The sequence below is a fragment of the Methylomonas sp. MK1 genome, assembly GCF_000365425.1.
GTDB lineage: Bacteria > Pseudomonadota > Gammaproteobacteria > Methylococcales > Methylomonadaceae > Methylomonas.
This window is the reverse complement of the sequence record NZ_AQOV01000001.1, coordinates 443053-466194: the sequence shown is the minus strand read 5'-3', so window position 1 is coordinate 466194 and position 23142 is coordinate 443053. Positions and strand designations below refer to the sequence as shown.

18 protein-coding genes are annotated in these 23142 nt (G+C 52.2%); 16 read left to right on the top strand and 2 right to left on the bottom strand.

The annotated features are described in order from the left end of the window. The first annotated feature begins 32 nt into the window (after positions 1 to 32). The 13 genes from G006_RS28575 (at position 33) to G006_RS0101910 (ending at position 16217) form a co-directional block, all read left to right on the top strand. On the top strand, positions 33 to 188 hold the full coding sequence (locus G006_RS28575; protein WP_020481481.1) for a hypothetical protein: 156 nt from the start codon (positions 33 to 35) through the stop codon (positions 186 to 188). Between the two features lie 127 nt (positions 189 to 315). Continuing rightward, on the top strand, positions 316 to 1500 hold the full coding sequence (gene alaC / locus G006_RS0101965; protein WP_020481479.1) for an alanine transaminase: 1185 nt from the start codon (positions 316 to 318) through the stop codon (positions 1498 to 1500). A 37-nt stretch (positions 1501 to 1537) separates the two neighbouring features. Beyond that, on the top strand, positions 1538 to 2848 hold the full coding sequence (locus tag G006_RS0101960) for a homoserine dehydrogenase (RefSeq protein WP_026146782.1): 1311 nt from the start codon (positions 1538 to 1540) through the stop codon (positions 2846 to 2848). A gap of 3 nt (positions 2849 to 2851) precedes the next feature. Further along, positions 2852 to 3946, top strand: a complete 1095-nt coding sequence (gene thrC / locus G006_RS0101955) for a threonine synthase (RefSeq protein ID WP_020481477.1) — start codon at positions 2852 to 2854, stop codon at positions 3944 to 3946. A 54-nt stretch (positions 3947 to 4000) separates the two neighbouring features. Next, positions 4001 to 5746: a single-stranded-DNA-specific exonuclease RecJ gene (gene recJ, locus G006_RS0101950; protein ID WP_026146781.1), complete on the top strand. Its 1746-nt coding sequence runs from the start codon at positions 4001 to 4003 to the stop codon at positions 5744 to 5746. 6 nt (positions 5747 to 5752) lie between these two features. Continuing rightward, positions 5753 to 7294: an ArnT family glycosyltransferase gene (locus G006_RS0101945; RefSeq protein WP_152428781.1), complete on the top strand. Its 1542-nt coding sequence runs from the start codon at positions 5753 to 5755 to the stop codon at positions 7292 to 7294. Next, positions 7275 to 7970, top strand: a complete 696-nt coding sequence (locus G006_RS0101940) for a phosphatase PAP2 family protein (protein ID WP_020481474.1) — start codon at positions 7275 to 7277, stop codon at positions 7968 to 7970. The genes G006_RS0101945 and G006_RS0101940 overlap by 20 nt, the downstream gene beginning before the upstream one ends. Continuing rightward, entirely contained in the window at positions 7967 to 8428 is a 462-nt protein-coding gene (locus G006_RS0101935; protein WP_020481473.1) for a YaiI/YqxD family protein, read from the top strand. The genes G006_RS0101940 and G006_RS0101935 overlap by 4 nt, the downstream gene beginning before the upstream one ends. Positions 8429 to 8497: 69 nt before the next feature. Further along, complete coding sequence (gene dapA, locus G006_RS0101930) at positions 8498 to 9373, top strand: 4-hydroxy-tetrahydrodipicolinate synthase (protein WP_020481472.1); 876 nt, start codon at positions 8498 to 8500, stop codon at positions 9371 to 9373. 2 nt (positions 9374 to 9375) lie between these two features. Continuing rightward, entirely contained in the window at positions 9376 to 10134 is a 759-nt protein-coding gene (bamC, locus tag G006_RS0101925) for an outer membrane protein assembly factor BamC (RefSeq protein WP_020481471.1), read from the top strand. A 100-nt stretch (positions 10135 to 10234) separates the two neighbouring features. Then, positions 10235 to 14128 carry a phosphoribosylformylglycinamidine synthase gene (gene purL / locus G006_RS0101920; protein ID WP_020481470.1) on the top strand — a complete coding sequence of 1298 codons (3894 nt, stop codon included), beginning with the start codon at positions 10235 to 10237 and terminating at the stop codon, positions 14126 to 14128. A 134-nt stretch (positions 14129 to 14262) separates the two neighbouring features. Next, the gene (locus G006_RS0101915; protein WP_020481469.1) at positions 14263 to 15576 is read left to right on the top strand and encodes a sensor histidine kinase; all 1314 of its coding nucleotides are present in this window, start codon (positions 14263 to 14265) and stop codon (positions 15574 to 15576) included. Further along, positions 15573 to 16217, top strand: a complete 645-nt coding sequence (locus G006_RS0101910; RefSeq protein WP_020481468.1) for a response regulator transcription factor — start codon at positions 15573 to 15575, stop codon at positions 16215 to 16217. The genes G006_RS0101915 and G006_RS0101910 overlap by 4 nt, the downstream gene beginning before the upstream one ends. A gap of 110 nt (positions 16218 to 16327) precedes the next feature. On the opposite strand, the gene G006_RS0101905 is transcribed toward G006_RS0101910, so the two are convergent. Both G006_RS0101905 and G006_RS0101900 read right to left on the bottom strand, forming a co-directional pair. After that, positions 16328 to 17158 carry an HDOD domain-containing protein gene (locus tag G006_RS0101905; RefSeq protein ID WP_020481467.1) on the bottom strand — a complete coding sequence of 277 codons (831 nt, stop codon included), beginning with the start codon at positions 17156 to 17158 and terminating at the stop codon, positions 16328 to 16330. A 145-nt stretch (positions 17159 to 17303) separates the two neighbouring features. After that, positions 17304 to 19004: a methyl-accepting chemotaxis protein gene (locus tag G006_RS0101900; protein WP_235048810.1), complete on the bottom strand. Its 1701-nt coding sequence runs from the start codon at positions 19002 to 19004 to the stop codon at positions 17304 to 17306. A 176-nt stretch (positions 19005 to 19180) separates the two neighbouring features. Here G006_RS0101900 and G006_RS0101895 point away from each other — a divergent pair, with 176 nt between their 5' ends. The 3 genes from G006_RS0101895 (at position 19181) to gyrA (ending at position 23141) form a co-directional block, all read left to right on the top strand. Continuing rightward, positions 19181 to 19663: a low molecular weight protein-tyrosine-phosphatase gene (locus G006_RS0101895; protein ID WP_026146779.1), complete on the top strand. Its 483-nt coding sequence runs from the start codon at positions 19181 to 19183 to the stop codon at positions 19661 to 19663. 22 nt (positions 19664 to 19685) lie between these two features. Next, on the top strand, positions 19686 to 20405 hold the full coding sequence (locus G006_RS0101890; protein WP_020481464.1) for a dienelactone hydrolase family protein: 720 nt from the start codon (positions 19686 to 19688) through the stop codon (positions 20403 to 20405). 126 nt (positions 20406 to 20531) lie between these two features. Continuing rightward, positions 20532 to 23141: a DNA gyrase subunit A gene (gyrA, locus tag G006_RS0101885; protein ID WP_020481463.1), complete on the top strand. Its 2610-nt coding sequence runs from the start codon at positions 20532 to 20534 to the stop codon at positions 23139 to 23141. Position 23142 lies beyond the last annotated feature (1 nt).

The window sequence follows — 23142 nt, the reverse complement described above, 5'->3', positions numbered from 1 at the left end:
TAACAGCCTATATATTCACGAGACTTTAATTCATGAACAACCAGCGTCACGACGACAGCAAGAAAGTTAAAAATATTGCCGCAGTTTTGTACCTATTGGTGCTGACTTTTCTAGTCGGCGGTTCTTATCTGCATCAGCAGAGAGCAGATGCAGATCAAGTTTTGACTACCACTGCCGTACAACCCTAAATTCCGCCCGATCACGATTTTCGGACGCGCCCCGCTGCACCGAAATTGACATCGCTCTGCAACAACAGTACCTTAGCCGGCTTTTCTTTAGAAGCCGTCTCCAAAATCAGAATCTTAAGAGTCATTAATGGAAGAATTTCATCGCATTAGCCGCCTGCCGCCTTACGTTTTTAATATCGTCAACGAGCTGAAAGCCAAAGCCCGAGCGGAAGGCGAGGACGTCATAGATTTCGGTATGGGCAATCCGGACCAACCGACGCCCAAGCACATACTCGACAAGATGGTGGAAGTGGCGCAGCGCGACGACACGCATCGTTACTCGGTATCCAAAGGTATTCCTCGGTTGCGCAAAGCCATTTGCGGTTGGTACAAACGGCGTTTTGATGTTGATTTGGATTTCAATACCGAAGCCATTGTCACCATAGGCTCGAAGGAAGGCTTGTCGCATCTGGCTTTAGCCACGCTGGGCCCCGGTGATGTAGTGTTGGTGCCTAACCCGGCTTACCCAATTCATCCCTATGGCGTGGTGATCGCCGGCGCAGATATTCGCCATGTGCCGTTGACGCCCGGCGTCGATTTTTTTGAAGAATTACAAAAAGGCATCGCCGAATGCTGGCCTAAGCCGAAGATGTTGATTTTAAACTTTCCGGGTAATCCAACCTGCCAATGTGTGGAGCTGGATTTCTTCGAGAAAGTGGTGGCGATTTGTAAAGAACATAATATCTGGATCGTCCACGACATCGCTTATGCGGACATCGTGTTCGATGGCTATGTGGCCCCGTCTATATTGCAAGTGGAAGGTGCGAAAGACATCGCCGTCGAGTTTTTCTCCTTATCCAAAAGTTATAATATGCCGGGCTGGCGGGTAGGATTCATGTGCGGCAATCCAACCTTGGTGGCCGCTTTGACTCGCATCAAATCCTATATGGATTACGGCACGTTTACGCCGATCCAGGTGGCGGCGATCACTGCCCTGGAAGGTCCGCAAGATTGCGTGAAGGAAATTTGCGACATGTACGAAGCTCGCCGCGATGTACTGTGCGACGGCTTGAATGCGATGGGTTGGCATGTGGACAAACCGAGGGCGACCATGTTTGTCTGGGCGAAGATCCCGGAAGCCTATCGGGAAATGGGCTCCATCGAATTTGCCAAGAAGTTGATCATCGACGCCAAGGTAGCAGTATCGCCGGGTATCGGTTTTGGTCAACACGGCGACGATCATATCCGTTTTAGTTTGATCGAAAACGAGCACAGAACCCGCCAGGCCTTGCGCAGCATCCGCAATATGCTGAAAAAAGACAACGTAGTATAATCGCCGCCATTTTTGGGTATAACGCTAGGAGTCAGGTTTGAAGCCGGTAACAGTTGGGGTTTTGGGATTGGGGACCGTCGGTGGCGGCACCGTCAACGTACTGAAAAGGAATGCCGGGGAAATCGCCCGCCGGGCCGGCCGTGAAATCGTGGTCACCCGTGCTTCTGCGCGCGACCTGAATCGGACGCGGATTTGCGCTACCGATGGCATCACCTTGACGGTCGATCCGTTCGAGATCGTCAACGATCCTGATATCGATGTGGTCGTCGAGTTGATCGGCGGCTACGATCTGGCTAAACAACTGGTGTTAACTGCGATTGCCAACGGCAAACATGTGGTCACCGCCAATAAAGCCCTGATAGCTCTACACGGTAACGAAATTTTCGCGGAAGCCAGCAAAAAAGGCGTGATGGTATTGTTTGAAGCCGCGGTAGCTGGCGGCATACCCATCATCAAAGCCATCCGCGAAGGTCTGGCCGGTAACCGCATCAAATGGTTGGCCGGCATCATCAACGGTACCGGTAACTTCATCCTCACCGAAATGCGCGACAAAGGCCGCGATTTTGCTGACGTATTGGCCGAAGCGCAGGCTTTGGGGTACGCGGAAGCCGATCCGACTTTCGATGTGGAAGGCATCGATGCCGGGCATAAATTGACCATTCTGGCGTCAATCGCCTTCGGCATTCCGTTGCAATTCGAGAAAGTTTTCACGGAAGGTATCACCAAAATCACCCGCCTGGATGTGGAGTACGCCGAAGCGCTGGGTTACCGGATCAAAAATTTGGGTATCGCCCGGAAAACCGAAGACGGCATTGAGTTGCGTGTGCATCCGACCCTAATTCCCAAACGCCGCTTGATCGCCAATGTCGATGGTGTGATGAATGCGGTGCTGGTGTGCGGCGATGCGGTTGGCCCCACCTTGTATTACGGCGCCGGCGCCGGCGCGGAGCCGACTGCTTCCGCTGTAGTGGCCGATCTGGTCGATGTGGTCAGAGCGATGACCAGCGACCCTGAAAACCGCGTGCCGCATCTGGCCTTCCAGGCCGATGCGATTGCCGACATTCCGGTTTTGCCTGCCGAGCAAATTAAAACCGCTTATTACCTGCGTCTGACCGCCGAAGACAAGCCCGGTGTGCTGGCCGACGTGACCCGAATACTGGCCGCGCACAACATCAGCATTGAAGCCTTGATCCAAAAAGAGCCGCCGCAAGGCGAGACTTCCGTGCCGATCATCATGTTGACGCAACTGACCTTAGAAAAAGAAATGAACGCCGCGATTGCGGCCATCGAAGCGCTGGCGACGGTCAGCGGTAAAGTGGCGCGCATTCGCTTGGAAACTTTAGGATAAACAATGGCAACTCAAACCCGCTACACAGGCATCATCGAACGTTACCGCGACCGCTTGCCGGTCTCCGCCGACACCCGTCTGATCAGCCTTTGCGAAGGCAATACTCCACTGATTCAACTGCAAAACATCCCCAGACTGATCGGTAAAGATGTCGATATCTACGTTAAATTCGAAGGTCTGAATCCGACCGGTTCGTTTAAAGATCGCGGTATGACCATGGCGGTGACCAAAGCCGTGGAAGAGGGCAGCCAAGCCATTATTTGCGCGTCCACTGGTAATACTTCGGCGGCTGCGGCAGCCTATGCAGTGCGCGCCGGCATCAAAGCCTTTGTATTGATTCCGGAAGGCAAGATTGCGTTGGGAAAATTGGCGCAAACGCTAATGTACGGTGCGCAAATTATCCAGATCAACGGCAATTTCGACGCCGGCATGGATATTGTGAAGAAAATTTCCGATCACGCGCCCGTCACCATTGTAAATTCCATCAACCCCTATCGGATCGACGGCCAAAAAACCGCGGCATTCGAAATCGTCGATGCGCTGGGCGATGCTCCCGATTTCCACTGCTTGCCCGTCGGTAATGCCGGCAATATCACCGCCTATTGGAAAGGTTATAAAGAATATTCGACCGATAGCGCGACGCATAAAGCCGTCACTAAAAAACGTCCGGTGATGTGCGGGTATCAAGCCGCCGGTGCTGCGCCATTTGTTTCCAGAGCGATGGTGGATAACCCGGAAACCGTGGCTACGGCAATCCGTATCGGTCATCCGCAATCTTGGGATGGCGCCTGGACAGCGCAGAAACAATCCGGCGGTTGGTTTGAGTCGTTCACCGACCAGCAAATCTTGGCCGCACAAAAAATGTTGTCGTCCTACGAAGGTATTTTCTGTGAGCCGGCTTCCGCTACATCGCTGGCTGGCGCTTTGCATGACATCGCCAACGGTAATATTCCGGAGGGTAGCAAAATTGTTTGTACCTTGACCGGCAACGGTATCAAGGATCCGGATATTGCCATCAGTCAGTGTAAAGACGCACATCCGGTGACGATCGACGCCACGCTGGATGCGGTGAAAAAAGCCATTCTGGATTCGATGTGAGTCTAACGATGAGCATCGGAAAGCCGGCATTTGCCGGCTTTTTTATTGGCTGATATGTATCTGCAAAGCGTTAAGAAAATCATCCTGCCCAGGCCGGTGCAGACTAAAAATCCGCACTTCGGTGAGATGGACCCGGTGCTGCAACGGATTTTTAGCAGCAGGGGCGTGCAGAGTGCCGATGAGTTGGAGCGTAGCCTGGCGAGTTTGCCTTCGCCGTGGTTACTGACCGGCATGAAGGAGATGGTCGAGCATCTGGTATCGGCGATCAAACAACAGCAAAAAATTACCGTGGTCGCCGATTTTGATGCCGATGGTGCCACCAGTTGTGCCTTGGCCTTAAAGGGCTTGAGTTTGCTGGGTGCCGGCGCGGTGGATTTTGTGGTGCCCAATCGTTTCGAATACGGTTACGGATTGACGCCGGAAATCGTCGAACTGGTGAAGCGGCAAACGCCCGATATTATCGTTACGGTGGATAACGGCATTTCCAGCATCGAGGGCGTAAAAGCCGCCAAGGCTGCCGGTATTAAGGTATTGATCACCGATCATCATTTACCGGGTCTTGAATTACCGGCTGCCGATGCGATTGTGAATCCCAATTTGCCGGACGACAAATTTCCCAGTCGGCATATCGCCGGTGTGGGCGTGATGTTTTACATCCTGATGGCCTTGCGGATTCGTTTGCGCGAATTGCATTGGTTTGAAAAATCGGGCATCCCCGAGCCGAATTTGGCGCGACTGTTGGATTATGTGGCTTTGGGCACGGTCGCGGACGTGGTGGCTTTGGATCAGGTCAACCGGATTCTGGTGCATCAAGGCTTGCTGCGAATCCGCTCAGGGCAATGCCAGTCCGGCATCAAGGCCTTGGCCGAAGTCGCAGGCAAACAATTGTCCGGGATTCATGCCAGCGATCTGGGTTTTTCCATCGCGCCGCGTTTGAACGCAGCCGGGCGGATGGACGATATGTCGTTAGGGATACAGTGTTTGCTGACCGACGATGCTGAATTGGCGCATGACATAGCCGAGCAATTGCATGCCTTGAATCAAGACAGAAAAGAAGTCGAAGGGCAAATGAAGACCGAGGCCATGGCTTTGCTTTCGGAAATGAAAGCTCTCGACGAAAAACATGTGCCGGCCGGCGTTTGTTTGTACGACGGCAATTGGCATCAAGGGGTGATCGGCATTCTGGCGTCGCGGATCAAAGACCGCGTACACCGGCCGGTGATTGCATTTGCACCTTCTGACAACGGTGATATCAAGGGTTCGGCACGCTCCATCAATGGCGTGCATATTCGCGATGTGCTTAGCGAGATTGCTGCCAAACATCCGCAGATTTTAAGCAAATTCGGCGGCCACGCGATGGCGGCGGGTCTGACGATTAAATTGCATGACTATCCGCATTTCGCCTTGGCTTTTGCCGAGACGGTGGCGGCGAAATTGGAGTCGGTGGATCTGGAGCAGAAGGTCTATTCCGACGGCGAACTGGATGAGCAGCACATGACCGTGGCATTTGCGGAAGTACTCCAGCAAGCGGTGGTATGGGGGCAAACCTTTCCGGAACCGGTATTCAATGGCGTGTTCGATGTGATCCAATGCCGGATCGTCGGTCAGCAGCATTTAAAGTTTGTATTGCGCTTGCCGTTTAGCGGCCAGTTGCTGGATGCGATAGCGTTTTTTGCCGATCATCCCGAGAAATGGCTGGGTTGCCGGAAAATCAATGCAGCCTACAAGCTGGATATTAACGAATTTCGCGGGCAACGCAGCCTGCAACTGTTGTTGCATTATCTGGAGAAATGGGAGTAACAGCCTATGTCTGAGAGATTGTTACGCTGGATGGACGCGCATACGCTGGCTTTGCTGCTGGCGATTATGCTTTTGCGCGGTGGATTTTTGCTGATCAACGGCTTTGATTTGATCGGTGATGAAAGTTATTACTGGGATTGGTCGCGACAACCGGATTGGTGTTATTACAGCAAGCCGCCGATGATAGCTTGGCTGATTGGCGCGTTTACCTGGCTATTGGGCGATTACACGTTTACCGTGCGCTTGCCGGCGCTGCTGTTGGGTACGGTTTTTTTGTGGTTTTTTCACGCCACAGCAAAGGCCTTTTACGGTGCGCGCGGTGGCGCTTTGGCGCTGCTGCTGGTGTTGGCGACGCCGATCAATGTGTTGGCCAACTTTCTGATGACCATCGATGCACCGCTGTATTGTTTCTGGATAATGACCGTGTATTACTTAAGGCGGGCGCTGTTCGACCTGCAAGCGCGCGCCTGGTTATGGGCGGGATTGGTTAGTGCAGCGGGTCTGCTGAGCAAGCAATCTGCATTGATTTTGCCGTTAATGTTGCTGATATTTTTGGGCTTGGATAGTCAGCGACGCGGCTATCTTAAAAAAGAATTTTGGTGGTATTTTCTGCCCATTTTGGTCGCTGCTGTACCTATTTTATGGTGGAACCAACAACACGATTGGGTAATGTTCGGGCATAGCAAAGGCCATTTCGGTAACCGCGAACCAGTTGGAGCCCTTAAGCATTTGCAATGGGCCAGAGATTTCCTGCTTTATCAGCTGTTGTTGGTTTCGCCGGTACTGTTTTTCTTGGTAGTGATCAGTAGCACGCAAGCCGCGTTTAACTTCAAACGGCTGCCGGCAGAGCAACGGTTTTTGTTATTGATGGGGCCCGTTTTATTATTGGGGGTATTGCTGCTCAGCGTTCTGCAAAAAGCCCAGGGTAATTGGCCGATGCCCTTTTATTTTACCGGCCTGATTTTGTTGGCCGGTAATGGGCTGGCGGGTGCATGGAAAAGGACCTTGAAATACGGCATGGGGCTGGGTTTGGCGATGGTGCTGTTGACCTATTCGCTGCCCATCGTGTTACAAGTGTTTAAATTACAAAACACCGCGTTCGATCCCACCAAGCGTTTCAACAGCTGGCAGGAATTGGCAATTAATGTGCATTTCGAGCGCTTGATCAGTTTGCCCAACCTGGATAATACCTTTGTGGTAGCCTTGGGTCATCGTTATCTGGCAAGCGAGTTGGCGTTTTATTTGCCCGATCATCCACAGGTTTATCGTTACGAACCCAGCGGTTTGGTGACATCCCAATACGAGGTCTGGTCCGGTCCGCAAGCGTATATCGGCAAAAACGGCTTTGTGATTGGTGAAACCCCCGAGGAAAACGTACCTGCTGAATTGAAAGCGGCGTTCCAAAGCTTTCGATTCTTGGCGCAAGTTCCCAATCCCGCCAAACCAAATTCCCCGTATTACCTGTACTTGGGTGAAAACCTAAAGTTTTGGCCGGAAGCCGTTCGGCAAACATTAGATAAGGAAGGATATGCCCCATCTGAAAATTAGGCGCGCCCGCAATGAGCTAGTGCTCGTCTTGCTATTGGCGGCACTGACCACACTCTTGTTTGGGGTGACAGACCTGGATTTACGCTTGGCGGCCTTATTTTATCATCCGGAAAATCCCGGCGATGTCTGGCCGACGCAGCATTGGTGGCCCTGGAAACTGTTGTACGACTATGCTTTTCCGTTCACCTTGTGGTCCGGTCTGATCGCGTTGGCAGTTTATGTACTGAGTCATTTTCATGCCTACACGCAACGTTTTCGCAGGAAGGCCTTATATATTCTGCTGGTCATTGCTTTAGGTCCGGGCCTGGTAGTTAATCTTATTGTTAAGGATCATTGGGGAAGACCCCGGCCGGTGCATGTCAGCCAGTTCGGCGGCGAGCATCAGTATGTACCACCAGCTAAATTCGGCCACACCCCGGATAAATCCTTCGTCTGCGGCCATTGCTCGGTGGGCTATACGTTTTTTGTATTGTATTTTCTGTCGCAAAACCACAAAGCCATTTATTTTCTGCTGACAATAGTGCTGGCTTGGACCTTGGGCTTTACCCGGATGACCTCGGGCGGGCATTTTGCGTCGGATATTTTGTGGTCCGGATATCTGGTGTTTTTGGTGGCCTATGCCTTGTATTACGGTTGGTATATTCGCATAAAACCGGATACGAAGATCACGCAATGACGGTGGCAATCAAGATTTGGGTGGATGCGGACGCCTGTCCCAATTTGATAAAAACGGTATTGTTTCGCGTCGCCCAAAAAAGACAGCTGGAATTGCTGCTGGTAGCCAATCAAAGCATAGCCGCGCCGCCATCCCGCTATATCAAATCCATTCGCGTCAGCGGCGGTTTCGATGTGGCTGATGATTATATCGTCGAGCATCTGCGGGCTGGTGATGTGGCGATTACCGGCGATATTCCGCTGGCCGCAAAAATCATAGCCAAACAGGGTTTTGTCATTAACCCGCGCGGCGAAGCTTACACGGCGGAGAATATCGGCGAGAAACTGGCCATGCGCGATTTCATGGAGGGCTTGCGTGATAACGGTTTGACAGCCGGTGGCGCCGCGGCTATGACGGCCAAAGATGTCCAAAATTTCGCCAACGCGCTAGATAGACTTCTGGTCGCCCGGCAAATATAACAAGCTGAGTTTTCAGGGTTAGCTTGATATAATGGCTAGGTTTTATTTACCTAAACACGAGAGATTTGCATGATTCAAGGTAGTATCGTTGCGCTGGTAACCCCGATGACGGAAGACGGTGCGGTGGATGAACCCAGTCTGAAACGGCTGGTGGAATTTCATATAGAGCAGGGCAGCGACGCGCTGGTCGCGGTAGGCACTACCGGCGAATCGGCAACTCTCGACGAAGACGAACATTGTGCAGTCATCAAGTTTATCGTCGATTGCGTGGCGGGCCGGATACCGGTCATTGCCGGTACCGGTGCCAATTGTACGCGCGAGGCGATTCGTCTGACCCAAAAAGCCAAACAAGCGGGCGCGGATGCCTGTTTGCTGGTAACGCCTTATTACAATAAGCCGACTCAGGAAGGCTTGTACCTGCATTACAAAGCCATCGCCGAAGCGGTCGACATTCCGCAAATCCTTTACAACGTGCCGGGCCGTACCGCCTGCGATTTGTTGCCGGAAACCGTGGGTAGACTGTCGAAAATCGATAACATCGTTGGCGTGAAAGAAGCGACCGGCAAGTTGGAAAGGGTTAAACAAATCCGGGATTTAACTGGCGACGATTTTGCGCTGTATACCGGCGACGACGCCACCAGCTGCGAATTTTGTTTGTTGGGTGGCAACGGTAGCATCACCGTAACCGGCAACGTGGCACCAAGATTGGTGCATGAAATGCTGACTGCGGCGATGAGTGGTGATCGCGGAACTGCGGAGGCGATAGATGCCAAATTGACCGGTTTACATAGCAGTCTATTCATTCAATCCAATCCCATCCCCGTGAAATGGGCAGTAGCTGAAATGGGTTTGATGGGCCAAGGCATCCGTTTGCCTTTGACTTGGCTGACCGAGGACTGTTTCGCGACCGTACGCGCGGCGATGCATCAAGCCGGCGTTTTATAATCATGAAAACTCGCCTATACGGTCGTGTGGTGCTGGTCTCTGCGTTGCTGTTAAATGCCTCGTGCAGCACCATCAAGAGCTGGTTTCCGGATAAGGAAAGAGATTATCAATTTACAACTGAAATCCCCGAATTAGTCGTCCCGGACGATCTGAAAACCAAGACCCTGGCGACGCGTCCGGTAAGCAATGCGCCGGAACCAACGCCAGCACCGGTGCAGCAGGAGCCCGTCCAATCTGCGGCAGTCGCGGATGCCGTCGAACCCGTACCCAGCAAGCCGGAGAAGACCGAAACAAAAGAGACTGTATCGGCAGCAGCTGGCTCCGGGCGTAGCGTGCAAGCAGCCGGCAGCAGTGGCGTCAGCAGCTTACAAATCGATCAATCCGCCACTCAAGCGTGGTGGATAGTCGGCAAAGCCTTGAGCCGGCAAAAAATGGAAGTGGTTGAGCGGAATATGGACAAAGGCTATTTTTTCGTAAAATACGATCCTGACGCGATCAAGCCGGAAGACGGTTCCATTCTTGACGAAATTACTTTTTTATTCGGTGACGATCCTAGTCAGGAACAAGAATACCGGGTAAGTCTGCATCAACTCGATGAACTGCTTACCGAAGTGACCGTGCAAGATAGTGACGGTAAGACCCTGTCAAATGCCGCTGCGACTTCGTTGCTAAGATTAATTACCGAAGGCATCAACCAGGATATACCCAGCAGCACCCCTGACAAGTCGGATGGCGCGGCCGATAGTGCAGCCGCCCCATAAAATCGCCGCATTGCTTGCGGTTTGGGGCTTACCGCGTTGTACGTCCGGAATGTCCCGTATTTATCTCTTTCAGCTATAAAAATCGACTCAAACACAGCCCATGTTGACCCTATCCGGAACCTCCGCTCTTTCCCGTTTTCGTATTGAAAAACTGCTGACCGAACTACAGACAGTCGCCGGCAGCATTACTGCCGTTACTGCCCGGTTTCAGCATTTCATACAAATCGATGGGCAGCTATCCGCAGAGCAATCGGCGATGCTGGAACGCTTGCTCGATTACGGCCAAAGCGATGAAAACAGCGAAAATGCGGCGGTGGAAGGGAACGGCGAATCGCCTGAATCCCCGTTTTTCTCCTTGTGGGTGGTGCCGCGTTTGGGCACTATTTCGCCTTGGTCCAGTAAGGCTTCGGAAATAGCCGAGCGTTGCGGCCTGTCGGTGGTAAAACGCATTGAGCGCGGTATCGAATATCGCTTTACCACTACCGATACTTTGAGCGATGCCGTTAAACACCAACTGGCGGTTTTACTGCACGACAGAATGATCCAACAAGTGGTTTACGATCAGGCTGAACTTGATTTGTTTGCCGAACACGATCCTCAGCCGTTACAAACCGTGGCGATCATTGAACAGGGCAGGGAGGCACTGGTTAAAGCCAATACAGAGTTAGGCATGGCTTTGTCTGCCGACGAGATCGATTATTTGACCGATAGTTTTATCGGCTTAGGCCGCAACCCGACCGATGTGGAGCTGATGATGTTCGCTCAGGCCAACTCTGAGCATTGCCGGCATAAAATTTTCAACGCCAGTTGGACGATAGACGGCGAAGAGCAAGCCAAGTCTTTGTTCGCGATGATCCGCAACACTCACACTCTGAACCCGCAAGGCGTGCTGTCGGCCTACAGCGACAACTCGTCGGTATTGGAAGGTCCTACAGCCAAGGTGTTGATCCGCGATGCAGCTAATAACTACGCCTACGGTTATGTAGAAGAACAGGCGCACATGCTGATGAAGGTGGAAACCCACAACCATCCAACTGCGATTTCCCCGCATCCCGGCGCAGCAACCGGTTCCGGCGGCGAGATTCGCGACGAAGGCGCCACCGGTCGCGGTTCGGCGACTAAAGCCGGGTTGACGGGCTTCAGCGTTTCGCATCTGAAAATCCCCGGCTTTTCTCAACCCTGGGAAGCGGATTACGGCAAGCCGGAGCGCATCGTCTCGGCGTTGGACATCATGCTGGAAGGGCCAATCGGCGGCGCGGCGTTTAATAACGAATTCGGCCGGCCCAATATCGCCGGTTATTTCCGCAGCTTCGAACAACCGGCGGAAACTGGGGAAGCGAACCAATATCGCGGCTATCATAAACCGATCATGATTGCCGGCGGCATGGGCAACATCCGGCCGATGCTGGTCGATAAGCATCCGATTCCGGCCGGCTCGTTGATCGTGATTCTCGGCGGTCCGGCGATGCTGATTGGTTTGGGCGGCGGCGCGGCGTCCTCGCAGACCTCCGGCGAAAGTGCGGCGGAACTGGATTTTGCCTCGGTGCAACGCGAAAACCCGGAAATGGAGCGCCGTTGCCAGGAAGTGATCAACCACTGTAATTCGTTGGGCGAAGATACGCCTATCGTCTCTATCCACGACATAGGCGCCGGCGGTTTGTCCAACGCGGTGCCGGAAATCATTCACGATTGCGATCGCGGCGGCCGTTTTGAATTGCGCAAGGTGCAGAACGCCGACAAGGGTATGTCGCCGATGCAAATCTGGTGCAATGAAGCGCAGGAGCGCTATGTGGTGGCTATCAAACCTGAGTCATTGGAATTATTCGAATCCTTCTGCAAACGCGAGCATTGCCTGTACGCAGTGATCGGCGAAGCGACTGATGCCGAGCATCTGACGCTGAGCGACGAATGGCTTGGGGGTAAGCCGGTTGATCTGCCGATGTCGGTATTGTTCGGCAAGCCGCCGAAAATGCATAGAAACGTCCAGCGTTTGACCAAGAATTTGCCCGACTTGCAACTGGAAAAAGTCGAATTGGCCGAAGCGGTGAAACGGATCTTGGCGTTTCCGGCCGTCGCGGACAAGAGCTTCTTGATTCACATCGGCGACCGCTCGGTAACGGGGCTTGTCGCTCGCGACCAGATGGTCGGTCCTTGGCAAGTGCCTGTAGCTGACGTCGCGGTCACGGCTTCCGGCTTTTATGCCCACACTGGCGAAGCGATGGCAATGGGCGAACGCACGCCATTGGCGTTGATTGACGGCCCGGCTTCCGGCCGTATGGCGATAGGTGAGGCTTTGACCAACTTGGCGGCGGCTCGCATAGGCAAGCTTAATGATGTCAAATTGTCCGCCAATTGGATGGCTGCTTGCGGCAGCCCCGGCGAAGACGCGGCGCTGTTTGATACCGTTAAGGCAGTAGGCATGGAATTGTGCCCGGAATTGGGCATTGCGATTCCGGTCGGCAAGGATTCGCTGTCTATGAAAAGCGTCTGGCATGACAAGACCATGACGTCGCCGCTATCATTGATTATCACCGCCTTCGCGCCGGTGCATGACGTTCGTCTTACACTGACTCCCGAGTTGAAAAATGCCGATAGCGTGTTGCTGTTGATCGATCTTGGCCGGGGCAAGAACCGTCTCGGTGGTTCGGTGCTGGCCCAAGTTTACAATCAGCTCGGCAACCAGGCACCGGATCTGGACGACGCCGGTTTGTTCAAGCGTTTCTTCGACACCATTCAAGCCTTGAACGAACAGGGGCTGATCCTGGCTTATCATGATCGGTCCGATGGCGGCTTGCTGACGACGGTAGCCGAAATGCTGTTCGCCAGTCGTAAGGGTGTCGATCTGGATATTTCCGATTTGGGTAGCGATGTATTGGCGGCCTTGTTCAACGAAGAGTTGGGCGCAGTGCTGCAAGTGAAAACGGCTGAATTGGATCATGTCGCAAGAATACTGGATCAGGCCGGACTCGACGAATTCACCCATATTGTCGGTAAATTAAGCTCTGATCAAAGGTTGCGTATCGTTCGGAACGGCGACGAAATCTACAGTGCTGAGCGCGCGGCATTGCAACAAACCTGGTCGGAAGTCAGCTTTAGGATGCAGGCCTTGCGCGACAATCCGGATTGCGCGCAGCAACAATTCGAGCGTATCTCTGACGACAACGATCCAGGCTTGTCGGCTCAGTTGACTTACGACATCAACGACAATGTCGCTGCGAAATTCGCGGATGCGGTCAGACCCAAAGTCGCGATTTTGCGGGAGCAAGGTGTCAATGGCCATGTGGAAATGGCGGCAGCCTTCGATAGAGCCGGTTTCGCGGCAATTGACGTACACATGACCGACATCATCGGCGGCCGGGTGTCGCTGGCGGATTTTACCGGTCTGGTGGCTTGTGGCGGTTTTTCGTATGGTGACGTGCTCGGTGCGGGCGGCGGCTGGGCCAAATCGATTTTATTCAACCCGAAAGCGCGTGATGAATTTGCCGCGTTTTTTGCGCGTCCCGATACGTTTGGTTTGGGTGTTTGCAACGGTTGTCAGATGATGTCCGGCCTGAAGGAGATTATTCATGGCGCTGAACGCTGGCCGCAGTTCAAACGCAATCTGTCCGAACAATTCGAGGCGCGGGTCGCGATGGTCAAGGTGCAAGCGTCGCCTTCGATCTTCTTCAAAGGCATGGCGGGTTCGATACTGCCGGTTGTGGTGGCTCACGGGGAAGGCCGCGCCGAGTTCGCTTCCCAAAACCCTGCCGGAGCCGAAATCGCGATCAGTTATGTCGATAACTACGGCAATGAAACCGAAGCCTTTCCGGCCAACCCGAACGGCTCGCCGCTAGGCATTACCGGTTTAACCACCGCCGACGGTCGTTTTACCATCATGATGCCGCATCCGGAGCGTTGCTTCAGAGCGATACAAAACTCCTGGCATCCGGTTGAGTGGCTGGAAGAGGGCGCGTGGTTGCGGATGTTCAGAAATGCCCGGGTCTGGGTCGGCTAAATTAATATTGGCGCGCTAAATAGTGACGGTCGTCAGATTGCGAATCTTCCGGGCAGGAAATAAATAAGAATTTTTCCTATAGCTGTGCGGGAAGCTAGGCTGGATAATAGAGGGTTTTCAATGCACTCCGTATTATGAGCCTTCGCTACCAGATTATCTGTCGCATCCTGCTGTCTTCGGTTTGTATTTTGGTATTGGGCGGGGCGATTGCGGTCTGGCAAGCGCGCCAGGCGGTCGAGAAGGAGGTCGATGCCTCGATTCATCTGGCCTTGCAACTGATTACCTTGGGCATTGCCGATACCCCAGTATTTCAACAAAGCGACGATTTATCCCGCTTCAGCGCGTTGCGGCAAACGCGGCATTTGAGTATCCAATTGCAAAAGCCGGATGGACAACTGATCCATTTCGCTGGCGAAAATCAACCGACCAATCCCGAAGAAATGCCGCCTAGCTGGTTTATCCGCTTGGTAAAGGGCGATTATCCCAAGGTAGAGCACCAGTTGAATATGCAGGACGGCAAGTTGTTGACTCTGATCATTCAGGCTCAGCCGCTCGATGAAATCACCGAAGTCTGGCAGGAAAGCGTGGCGTTTTTTGCGTCGATTTCCTTGTTGACCATGTTGACTTTTCTAGCGGTCAATCTGGTATTTAATAAGTCTTTGAAATCGATTGCGGTCATCGTGGATGCCTTGCGCCTGATCGAAACCGGTCAATATCGGCAACAATTGCCGCCATTTTCCACACAGGAATTCGATGATATTGCCAACGCAATCAATCATATGACGGTGGAGCTTGAGAAAACCCGCCAGGAAAACCGGGCCTTGACGCAGCATTCGTTGGCGATTCAGGAAGAAGAACGCCAACGCCTGTCTCAGGAATTGCATGACGAGTTCGGCCAATCCCTGACGGCTATTAAAGTGATGGCGGTAACCGCAGCACATCGCAAAGCCGACGCCGCTAAAATAACCACAACAATCTCGGAAATTTGCGATCATTTAATGACCGTGGTGCGTTCGATGATGCAGCAATTGCATCCTTTGGTTTTGACCGAGTTGGGATTGAAGGCCACCTTGGAAGAGATGGTAAATCATTGGTCGGAACGCAATGCCGACCTGCGGCTGACGATTCGCTGTAGCGACGCCGTGGACGGTTTGGATAAAAATCTAACCATTCAGGTATTTCGGGTGATTCAGGAGTGTTTGACCAATGTCGTGCGCCATGCACAAGCGCATAGCGTGACTATCGACTTGGAAAAGCTCGACCTACCGCAGGCCTGTTTACAGCTTAAAGTGCAGGATGACGGGCGAGGTTGTGATTTGCAGACTACCAGTCAAGGCTTTGGTTTACTGGGTATCAAAGAACGCATCAAGTCGCTGGATGGTGAGTTGCAGGTGCTGTCTCGTCCTGGCTCAGGTATGTTGGTTAATGCACGAATCCCGCTCGTATGAATAACAAGATAAAAATCGTGTTGGTGGACGACCACTTGGTGGTGCGGGCTGGCTTTAAAATGCTGTTGGCGGCGGGGGATAGTGTCGAAGTAATAGGCGAAGCCGAGCGTGGTGAGCAGGCTATTCAACTTTATCAAGAATTGCAGCCTGATATGTTGGTGATGGATTTGTCCATGCCGGGGATTGGCGGTTTGGAAACTATTCGGCGGATCATTCAGCGCGATAGTGAGGCAAGAATTTTAGTTTTTAGTGTGCATCATGAACAAGTTTATGTCAGCCGGGCCTTGGCAGCGGGCGCGCAGGGTTATATCACCAAAAATAGCGCTCCGGGTATTCTTGCCGAAGCGATAGCGGCAATTATGTCCGGTCAGCAGTATGTCGAGCGCGGTTTGGTCAAGGGCGGCGGTGAAGAACGCCAGCATACCGGTTATCACGCGATAATCGCCGGTTTCTCTGCGCGCGAGTTCGATGTATTTAGTTTGCTTGCCCAAGGGTTGACGGTGCATAAGATCGCCGATCAACTGTGTTTGGGTCATAAAACCGTGGCGAACTACGCCACGCAAATCAAGAAAAAACTCCAGGTGGACACTACCACCGAGCTTGCTCACATTGCGGTCAATTTGGGGATGACGGCGCGCTGATACTCGGTGGTGCGGTGGACTCTATGAGGCGGGGGCTTAAATAGCTAGACTGGTATGGCAATCGTTCAGGCAAATAAATTCGTCTGAACGATTATTGAAAATTATGTTTTTTAATCCAAAAGGCCGTCGAGTTCAGATTTAGCCGCTAGAACATCCGGCAGTTTTTCCTTAAGAAGTTGCTCCGATAGGCCTAAAAGTGCGGTTAATTGATTGGGTAACGAGGCTAAAATCTGATTTTCATCCAAACCCTGATCTTGGTAATCGCTGATTGCATGGGCGAGGAAAACTGTGCAAGCTAACTTGTTAGGCGTCTCCGCGACCAAAGGTTCCGCCGATTGCTCGATGGTTTCGACTAATTCGTCAGCAAATTTCCAGCGACGGCAAAGTTCCGCGCAGACCGCCGGGCTGGTATAGCCCAAGCGCCTCTTCTCAATTTCCAGTCTAACGTTGCCGTTTTTCACATGCTGATCAATTTCGTTGGCTTCGCGGGGGCTGCCAATGTGAATCAGTAGGTTGCCCAGATTGCTGATTAGTCCGGCTGTATAGGCGATGTCGGCCGCCAGACCCGCTTGGGCCGCGAACCATTTTGCATAACCTGCTGTGCGAAAACTATTCCGCCAGCTTTGTTTGACATCGAAATTATCCAATTGCGGTACCACACCGACAATCCCGGATGCGATCACCAATGTTTTCAGCTGGTTCATGCCCAGTAAGGTGATGGCTTCATCTATAGAGCCAATTTTACGGGATAAACCAAAATGCGCGGAGTTGACCAAACGCAGGATTTTTAAAACAATCACCTGCTCTTTTTCCACGTTTTTGGCTATGTCGAGCATATCCGCGTTGGGATTGTTTAGCTGATTGATGAGGGATCTTACGACTTCGGGTACTTGCGGAATTTTGTGGATCTGGTCGAACAGTTGGTTCATTTTTGTGGGCATGTCTTCATCCTTAAGCTACGAAACTGTAATTATTCTTAGTGAATTATAGCCAGCCTCGGCGAACAAACCTTATAAATTTAAACCGGTTCAGGGCCCGGCGTCGCCTGAATCCAGGTTACGCAGGGCCAAACGGATAGAGGTTTAGCTAGGTCTTAAAGTTTCCAACCATGGAGCGCAGCTGATTCGCCAGGTCAAGTAACTCGTGGCAGGCATCCGCAGTATTTTTTGCACCAATCGAAGTCTCTTCGGATACCCTGCTGATATTGCTGATGTTACGATTGATTTCCTCGGCAACTGCGGTTTGTTCCTCGGCAGCGCTGGCTATCTGGTTATTCATATCGTTAATGGTATCGATACGTTCACTAATAGTGGTTATCGAACCACCGGCGGATGCGGCTTGCTCTACGCTGGAGTTGGCGCGGCTTCTACCGTTTTCCATCACTGCCACGGCCTGTTTCGCGCGGTCCTGCAAGCGTTCGATAGTTTTTTGGATTTCCAAAGTGGAGTTTTGGGTACGGCTGGCCAGGGTTCTGACTTCATCCGCTACTACCGCAAAGCCTCGACCTTGCTCGCCAGCTCTGGCTGCTTCTATGGCGGCGTTCAATGCCAGCAAATTGGTTTGTTCGGCAATGCCTTGAATTACTCCCAATACCTCACCGATGCTGTTACTGTCGTTTTCCAGCTCGTGTATCACATTGGCGGCATTTTCCACTTCAGATGCCAAGCTGTTAATACCATGCACGGCATCTTTCACGATGTTTTTGCCCGAAGACGCTTCGCGGTCGGCGATTTCCGCTGCTTCCGATGCTCTAACGGCATTTTTGGCGACTTCTTGCACCGTGGATGTCATTTGCTTCATCGCATTGGCCACTAAGGTGGTTTCGTGCAATTGCCGCTCGACACCGGCTTGAGTCGATTGGGTGATATTGGCAAGCTTGTGAGAAGAGCTGGCCAGTTTTTCGCTGGTGGAACTGATCTGGTCGATGGTTTTGGCTATTTTGCGCACGAAGGTATTAAAACTCGATGCGATCCAGGCAAACTCCGATTTGCCGCTCGCATCCAGACGAGCCCGCAGGTCGCCCTCGCCACTGCCTATGTCTTGCAGCTTCAAAGCCAATGCCGTCAGCGGACCGATGATGATTTTGCTCATCGTGAAGTAGCCGGTAAAGCCGATGATGATCAGTGTTATGCACAAGAAGCCGATAGCGTAAAAGGTATTAGTCTTCAGCTCGGCAAGGGCTACGCTGAATGGGGTGACGATTTCGAATGCGCCATGTAAGTCGCCGGCGTGGCGATTTTCCATAGGATATCCCAGTAAATCCTGGCCCTTCTCGTTATTCCAGAGAGTTTGCGAGGTCTTGGGGTCGCCATGACATATTTCGCATTGCTTGACCAATTTGACGGGGCGTAAGTAGCGGACTTCCTGTTTTTCTTCGTCTACGTAGCTATAGTCTTGGGCGGAAGGATTGCTTCTGAAAAACTCCAGCGCTTGACGTTCGATGTCATCGGCGGCGTTTCGGGGATTTCTGGGGTTAAGAGACGGCGCTTTGAAACGAAAGCCATGCTCTTTGGCTTCCGCTTCGATGACGTCCCAGGCATTGGCTGTTGGTACGGTGGCGACCACCAGTTCTCTGGCTTTTGAGCTACCTTTTTGTTCGACCAATTGCATGAGTTGCTCAGGCGTGTAGATGCCTGCTTCCCATTTTTTTACGACATTGTCGCGGATTGATTCGGACAAAGTGAGTAGTTGCCGCGAGGCTTTGATTTCCCGGTCAATCAGCTTTTGTTTCTCAAAGCTTGAGTAAACAACCAAAATCGCTATGCCTAAAAGTGTTAGCACCGACATGGTTATAGAAACCACCTTTACCCCTACAGAATGCCAGTTCATCATCAACATTCGAAACTCCCCTAAAATACGCTTTAAATTTCTTGTATTAACTGTCTTTCCAGTACCGTCCTGAAGACATGCCAACCGAGTATAGCTTACAATTTAGCGTCATCTATTCTAAAAACTTAACAACTATGCGGAAAATCAAGGTTTTGTTTGTGTGTATGGGTAACATCTGTAGATCGCCCACCGCGGAAGGCGTTTTCTCTCATTTGGTGACTACAAGAAATCTGGGGGAACGCTTTCAAATAGATTCCGCGGGTACCCACGCCTACCACATTGGCGACGCGCCCGATCTGCGTGCGCAAAAAGCCGCTCGAGACAGAGGGGTTGAATTGAAGCATCTGCGGGCGCGCAAAGTTGTATCCGCAGATTTTGAAGCGTTCGATCACATTCTGGTAATGGACGACGAAAATCACGCCATATTAAAAGAAGCCTGTCCGATTGATTTGAGCCATAAGATTCGGCATTTTCTCGATTATGCGCCGCACTTGAATCAACGCGAAGTGCCAGACCCTTACTACGGTGGTAGTTATGGTTTCGAGCGGGTACTGGATATGGTGGAAGAGGCATCGGCGGGATTTTTGCAAGCATTGCAACAAACTGGCGAGCTGTGATTAACGGGATAGGAAAAAGCTTATGGCAATAATGTCGAACACCGTCAGTTACCTGGATCGCGATACGGTACTGGAAGGTTTTTTTGCTTATGACGATGCAATTATTGGGCAGAGACCGGTGGTGCTGATCCATCATGCTTGGGGCGGACGAGACCAGTTTGTGGCCGACAAGGCCCTCAAATTGGCCGAACTGGGTTATTTGGCGTTCGCTACGGATATGTACGGCAAAGGCGTCCTGGGAAAGACGCCGGAACAAAACGCCGTATTGATGCAACCCTTCATACAAGATCGGGGGAAATTGCAACAGCGCTTACGGGCGGCGCTATCCACTGTCAAACTAATGCCATGGGCCGACAACGCTAGGATTGCGGCGATAGGTTTTTGTTTCGGCGGTTTGTGTGCGCTGGATTTGGCGCGGATCGGTGTGGATATTCGCGGGGTTGTGTCGTTTCATGGCTTGCTCGGTGCGCCTGAAAATATCCCGAACCCCGAAATCAAGGCCAAGGTACTGGTGTTGCATGGCTATGATGACCCCATGGCCTCCGCTGAGCAAGTACTTGCCTTGCAAGACGAATTAACCAAGGCAGGTGCGGACTGGCAGTTGCATAGTTACGGCCACACGATGCACGCGTTTACCAACCCTGTGGCCAATAATCCCGATTTTGGTACAGTTTATCAGCCGATTGCTGATCGCCGGTCTTGGCAAGCGATGCAAAACTTTTTGACCGAGATTTTTGCCTGACGGCAGAGGGTGGCGTTTGCTATAATCGACGGCTTTATAAACCTGTTAGCCATGCGTAAATGGAATTGATGCTTCAGGCTAACCCGTCGATCGATAAGCTTTCGACTGCACTGGAACCACGGACCCATGTCAGACTTCGCTAAAGAAATTATCCCCGTCAATCTCGAAGACGAGATGAAACAATCCTACCTCGATTATGCCATGAGCGTCATCGTCGGCAGGGCACTTCCCGATGTCAGAGACGGCCTCAAGCCGGTGCACCGTCGCGTGCTTTATGCGATGAACGAACTAGGGAACGATTGGAACAAACCCTATAAAAAATCGGCACGTATCGTCGGTGACGTGATCGGTAAATACCACCCGCATGGCGATACAGCCGTATACGACACCATGGTCCGCATGGCTCAGCCGTTTTCTTTGCGCTACATGTTAATTGACGGTCAAGGTAACTTCGGTTCGGTGGACGGCGATTCGCCGGCGGCGATGCGGTATACCGAAGTGCGGATGGCGAAAATTGCCCATGAATTACTCGCTGACCTGGACAAGGAAACAGTGGATTTCGTCGCCAACTACGACGAATCCGAATCCGAACCCACCGTCATGCCAACCCGAGTGCCAACCTTGTTGGTCAATGGCTCATCCGGTATCGCGGTCGGTATGGCAACCAATATACCGCCGCATAATCTCAGCGAGATTATCAGCGCTTGTTTGGCCTTGATCGAAAATCCCGATCTGACTATTCCGGAATTGATGCAAATCGTGCCGGGACCGGATTTTCCAACCGCCGGTATTATCAATGGCGCCTCCGGTATTTTTGAAGCGTATGCCACGGGCCGTGGCCGTATTTACCTGCGCGGCCGCAGCCATTTTGAAGACATAGGCGATAGCGGCCGCCAAGCCATTATCACCACTGAGCTACCATACCAGGTCAACAAAGCCCGCTTGTTGGAAAAAATCGCCGAATTGGTCAAAGATGGCAAGCTGGACGGTATCTCCGGCCTGCGCGACGAGTCAGACAAGGATGGCATGCGCATGGTCATCGAATTGCGCCGCGGCGAGGTGCCGGACGTGGTGCTAAATAATCTGTACAAACAAACCCAGATGCAGACCGTGTTTGGTATCAACATGGTGGCGCTATACGACGGTCGCCCGCACCTGATGGGTCTGAAAGAGATTCTCGCCGCATTCGTCGATCACCGTCGCGAGATAGTCACCCGTAGAACGATTTACAACTTGCGGAAGGCGCGGGAGCGGGCGCATATCCTGGAGGGCCTGGCGGTTGCGCTGGCTAACATCGACGAAATGATCGAGCTGATCAAATCTTCGCCGAATCCGCAAGAAGCTAAAGTGGGTTTGCTGGCGCAGACCTGGAAAGCCGGCTTGGTGGCTGCATTGCTGGATAGAGCCGATGCCGACCGTTCGAGGCCCGATGATTTATCCGTTGAGTTTGGTTTGGCGGATGGTGCTTACCGCTTGTCGGAAGCCCAAGCGCAGGCAATTCTGGATTTGCGTTTGCATCGTTTGACCGGTTTAGAACAAGAAAAAATCGTCAACGAATACAAGCAATTGCTCGAGCTGATCGACGAATATCTGCATATTCTCGGTAATGACGTGCGCTTGATGGAAGTGATCCGCGAAGAGCTGGAAGAAATCAAATCCCAATACGGCGATGCCCGTCGCACCGAAATCGTTCAGGATTACTCCAATCTATCCGCTGAAGATCTCATCACCGAAGAAGATATGGTGGTGACCATGTCGCACGAAGGTTACGTAAAAACCCAGCCCCTCAGCGATTACAAAGCTCAGCGTCGCGGTGGACGTGGCAAGTCGGCGACAGCGACGAAGGAAAACGATTTTGTCGAAAAACTGATTATTGCAAATACTCACGATACGATTTTATGCTTTTCGTCTGCCGGTAAAGTTTATTGGTTGCGGGTGTTTAATTTACCGGTCGCCAGCCGGGCATCGCGCGGTAAGCCTTTCGTGAATTTATTGCCGTTGGAAGAAGGCGAAAAAATTAACGCAATGTTGCCGGTCCGCGAATACAGTGCCGACAAATACATTTTTATGGCAACGTCTTCAGGTACCGTGAAAAAAACCCCGTTGCCTGAATTCGAACGTCAACGCAGCAACGGTAAAATCGCGATAGATTTAAACGAAAATGACACCTTGGTGGGCGTAGCGATTACCGACGGTCAGCAAAACGTATTGTTGTTCAGCAGCGACGGCAAAGCGGTGTGCTTCAACGAAACCGATGTGCGCTCGATGGGCAGAACCGCTACCGGGGTGCGTGGCATTCGCTTGCAAGAAGGTCAAAAAGTCATTTCGCTGATTATCGCCAGCGAAGGCACGGTGCTGAATATCACCGAAAACGGTTACGGCAAACGGACCAAACTGGAAGAGTTTACCCAACATAGACGCGGCGGTCAGGGTTTGATCGCGATTCAGACTTCCGAACGTAATGGCGCGGTAGTTGGCGCGGTATTGGTCAACGATACCGACGAAATAATGTTGATTACCGACGGCGGTATTTTAGTGCGGACGCGGGTCAAGGAAATTTCCGTGGTCGGTAGAAACACCCAAGGCGTCACGGTGATTCGTCTGGATAAGGGCGAAAGAGTCGTCGGCGTGGATCGCATTGATGGTCTGGGCGATGAAGACGATGACGCCGAAGGCGATATTGACGAAACCGATGTTCCAGCAGATAGCGCCGAACAAGGCGGAGAAGAGGAATAAG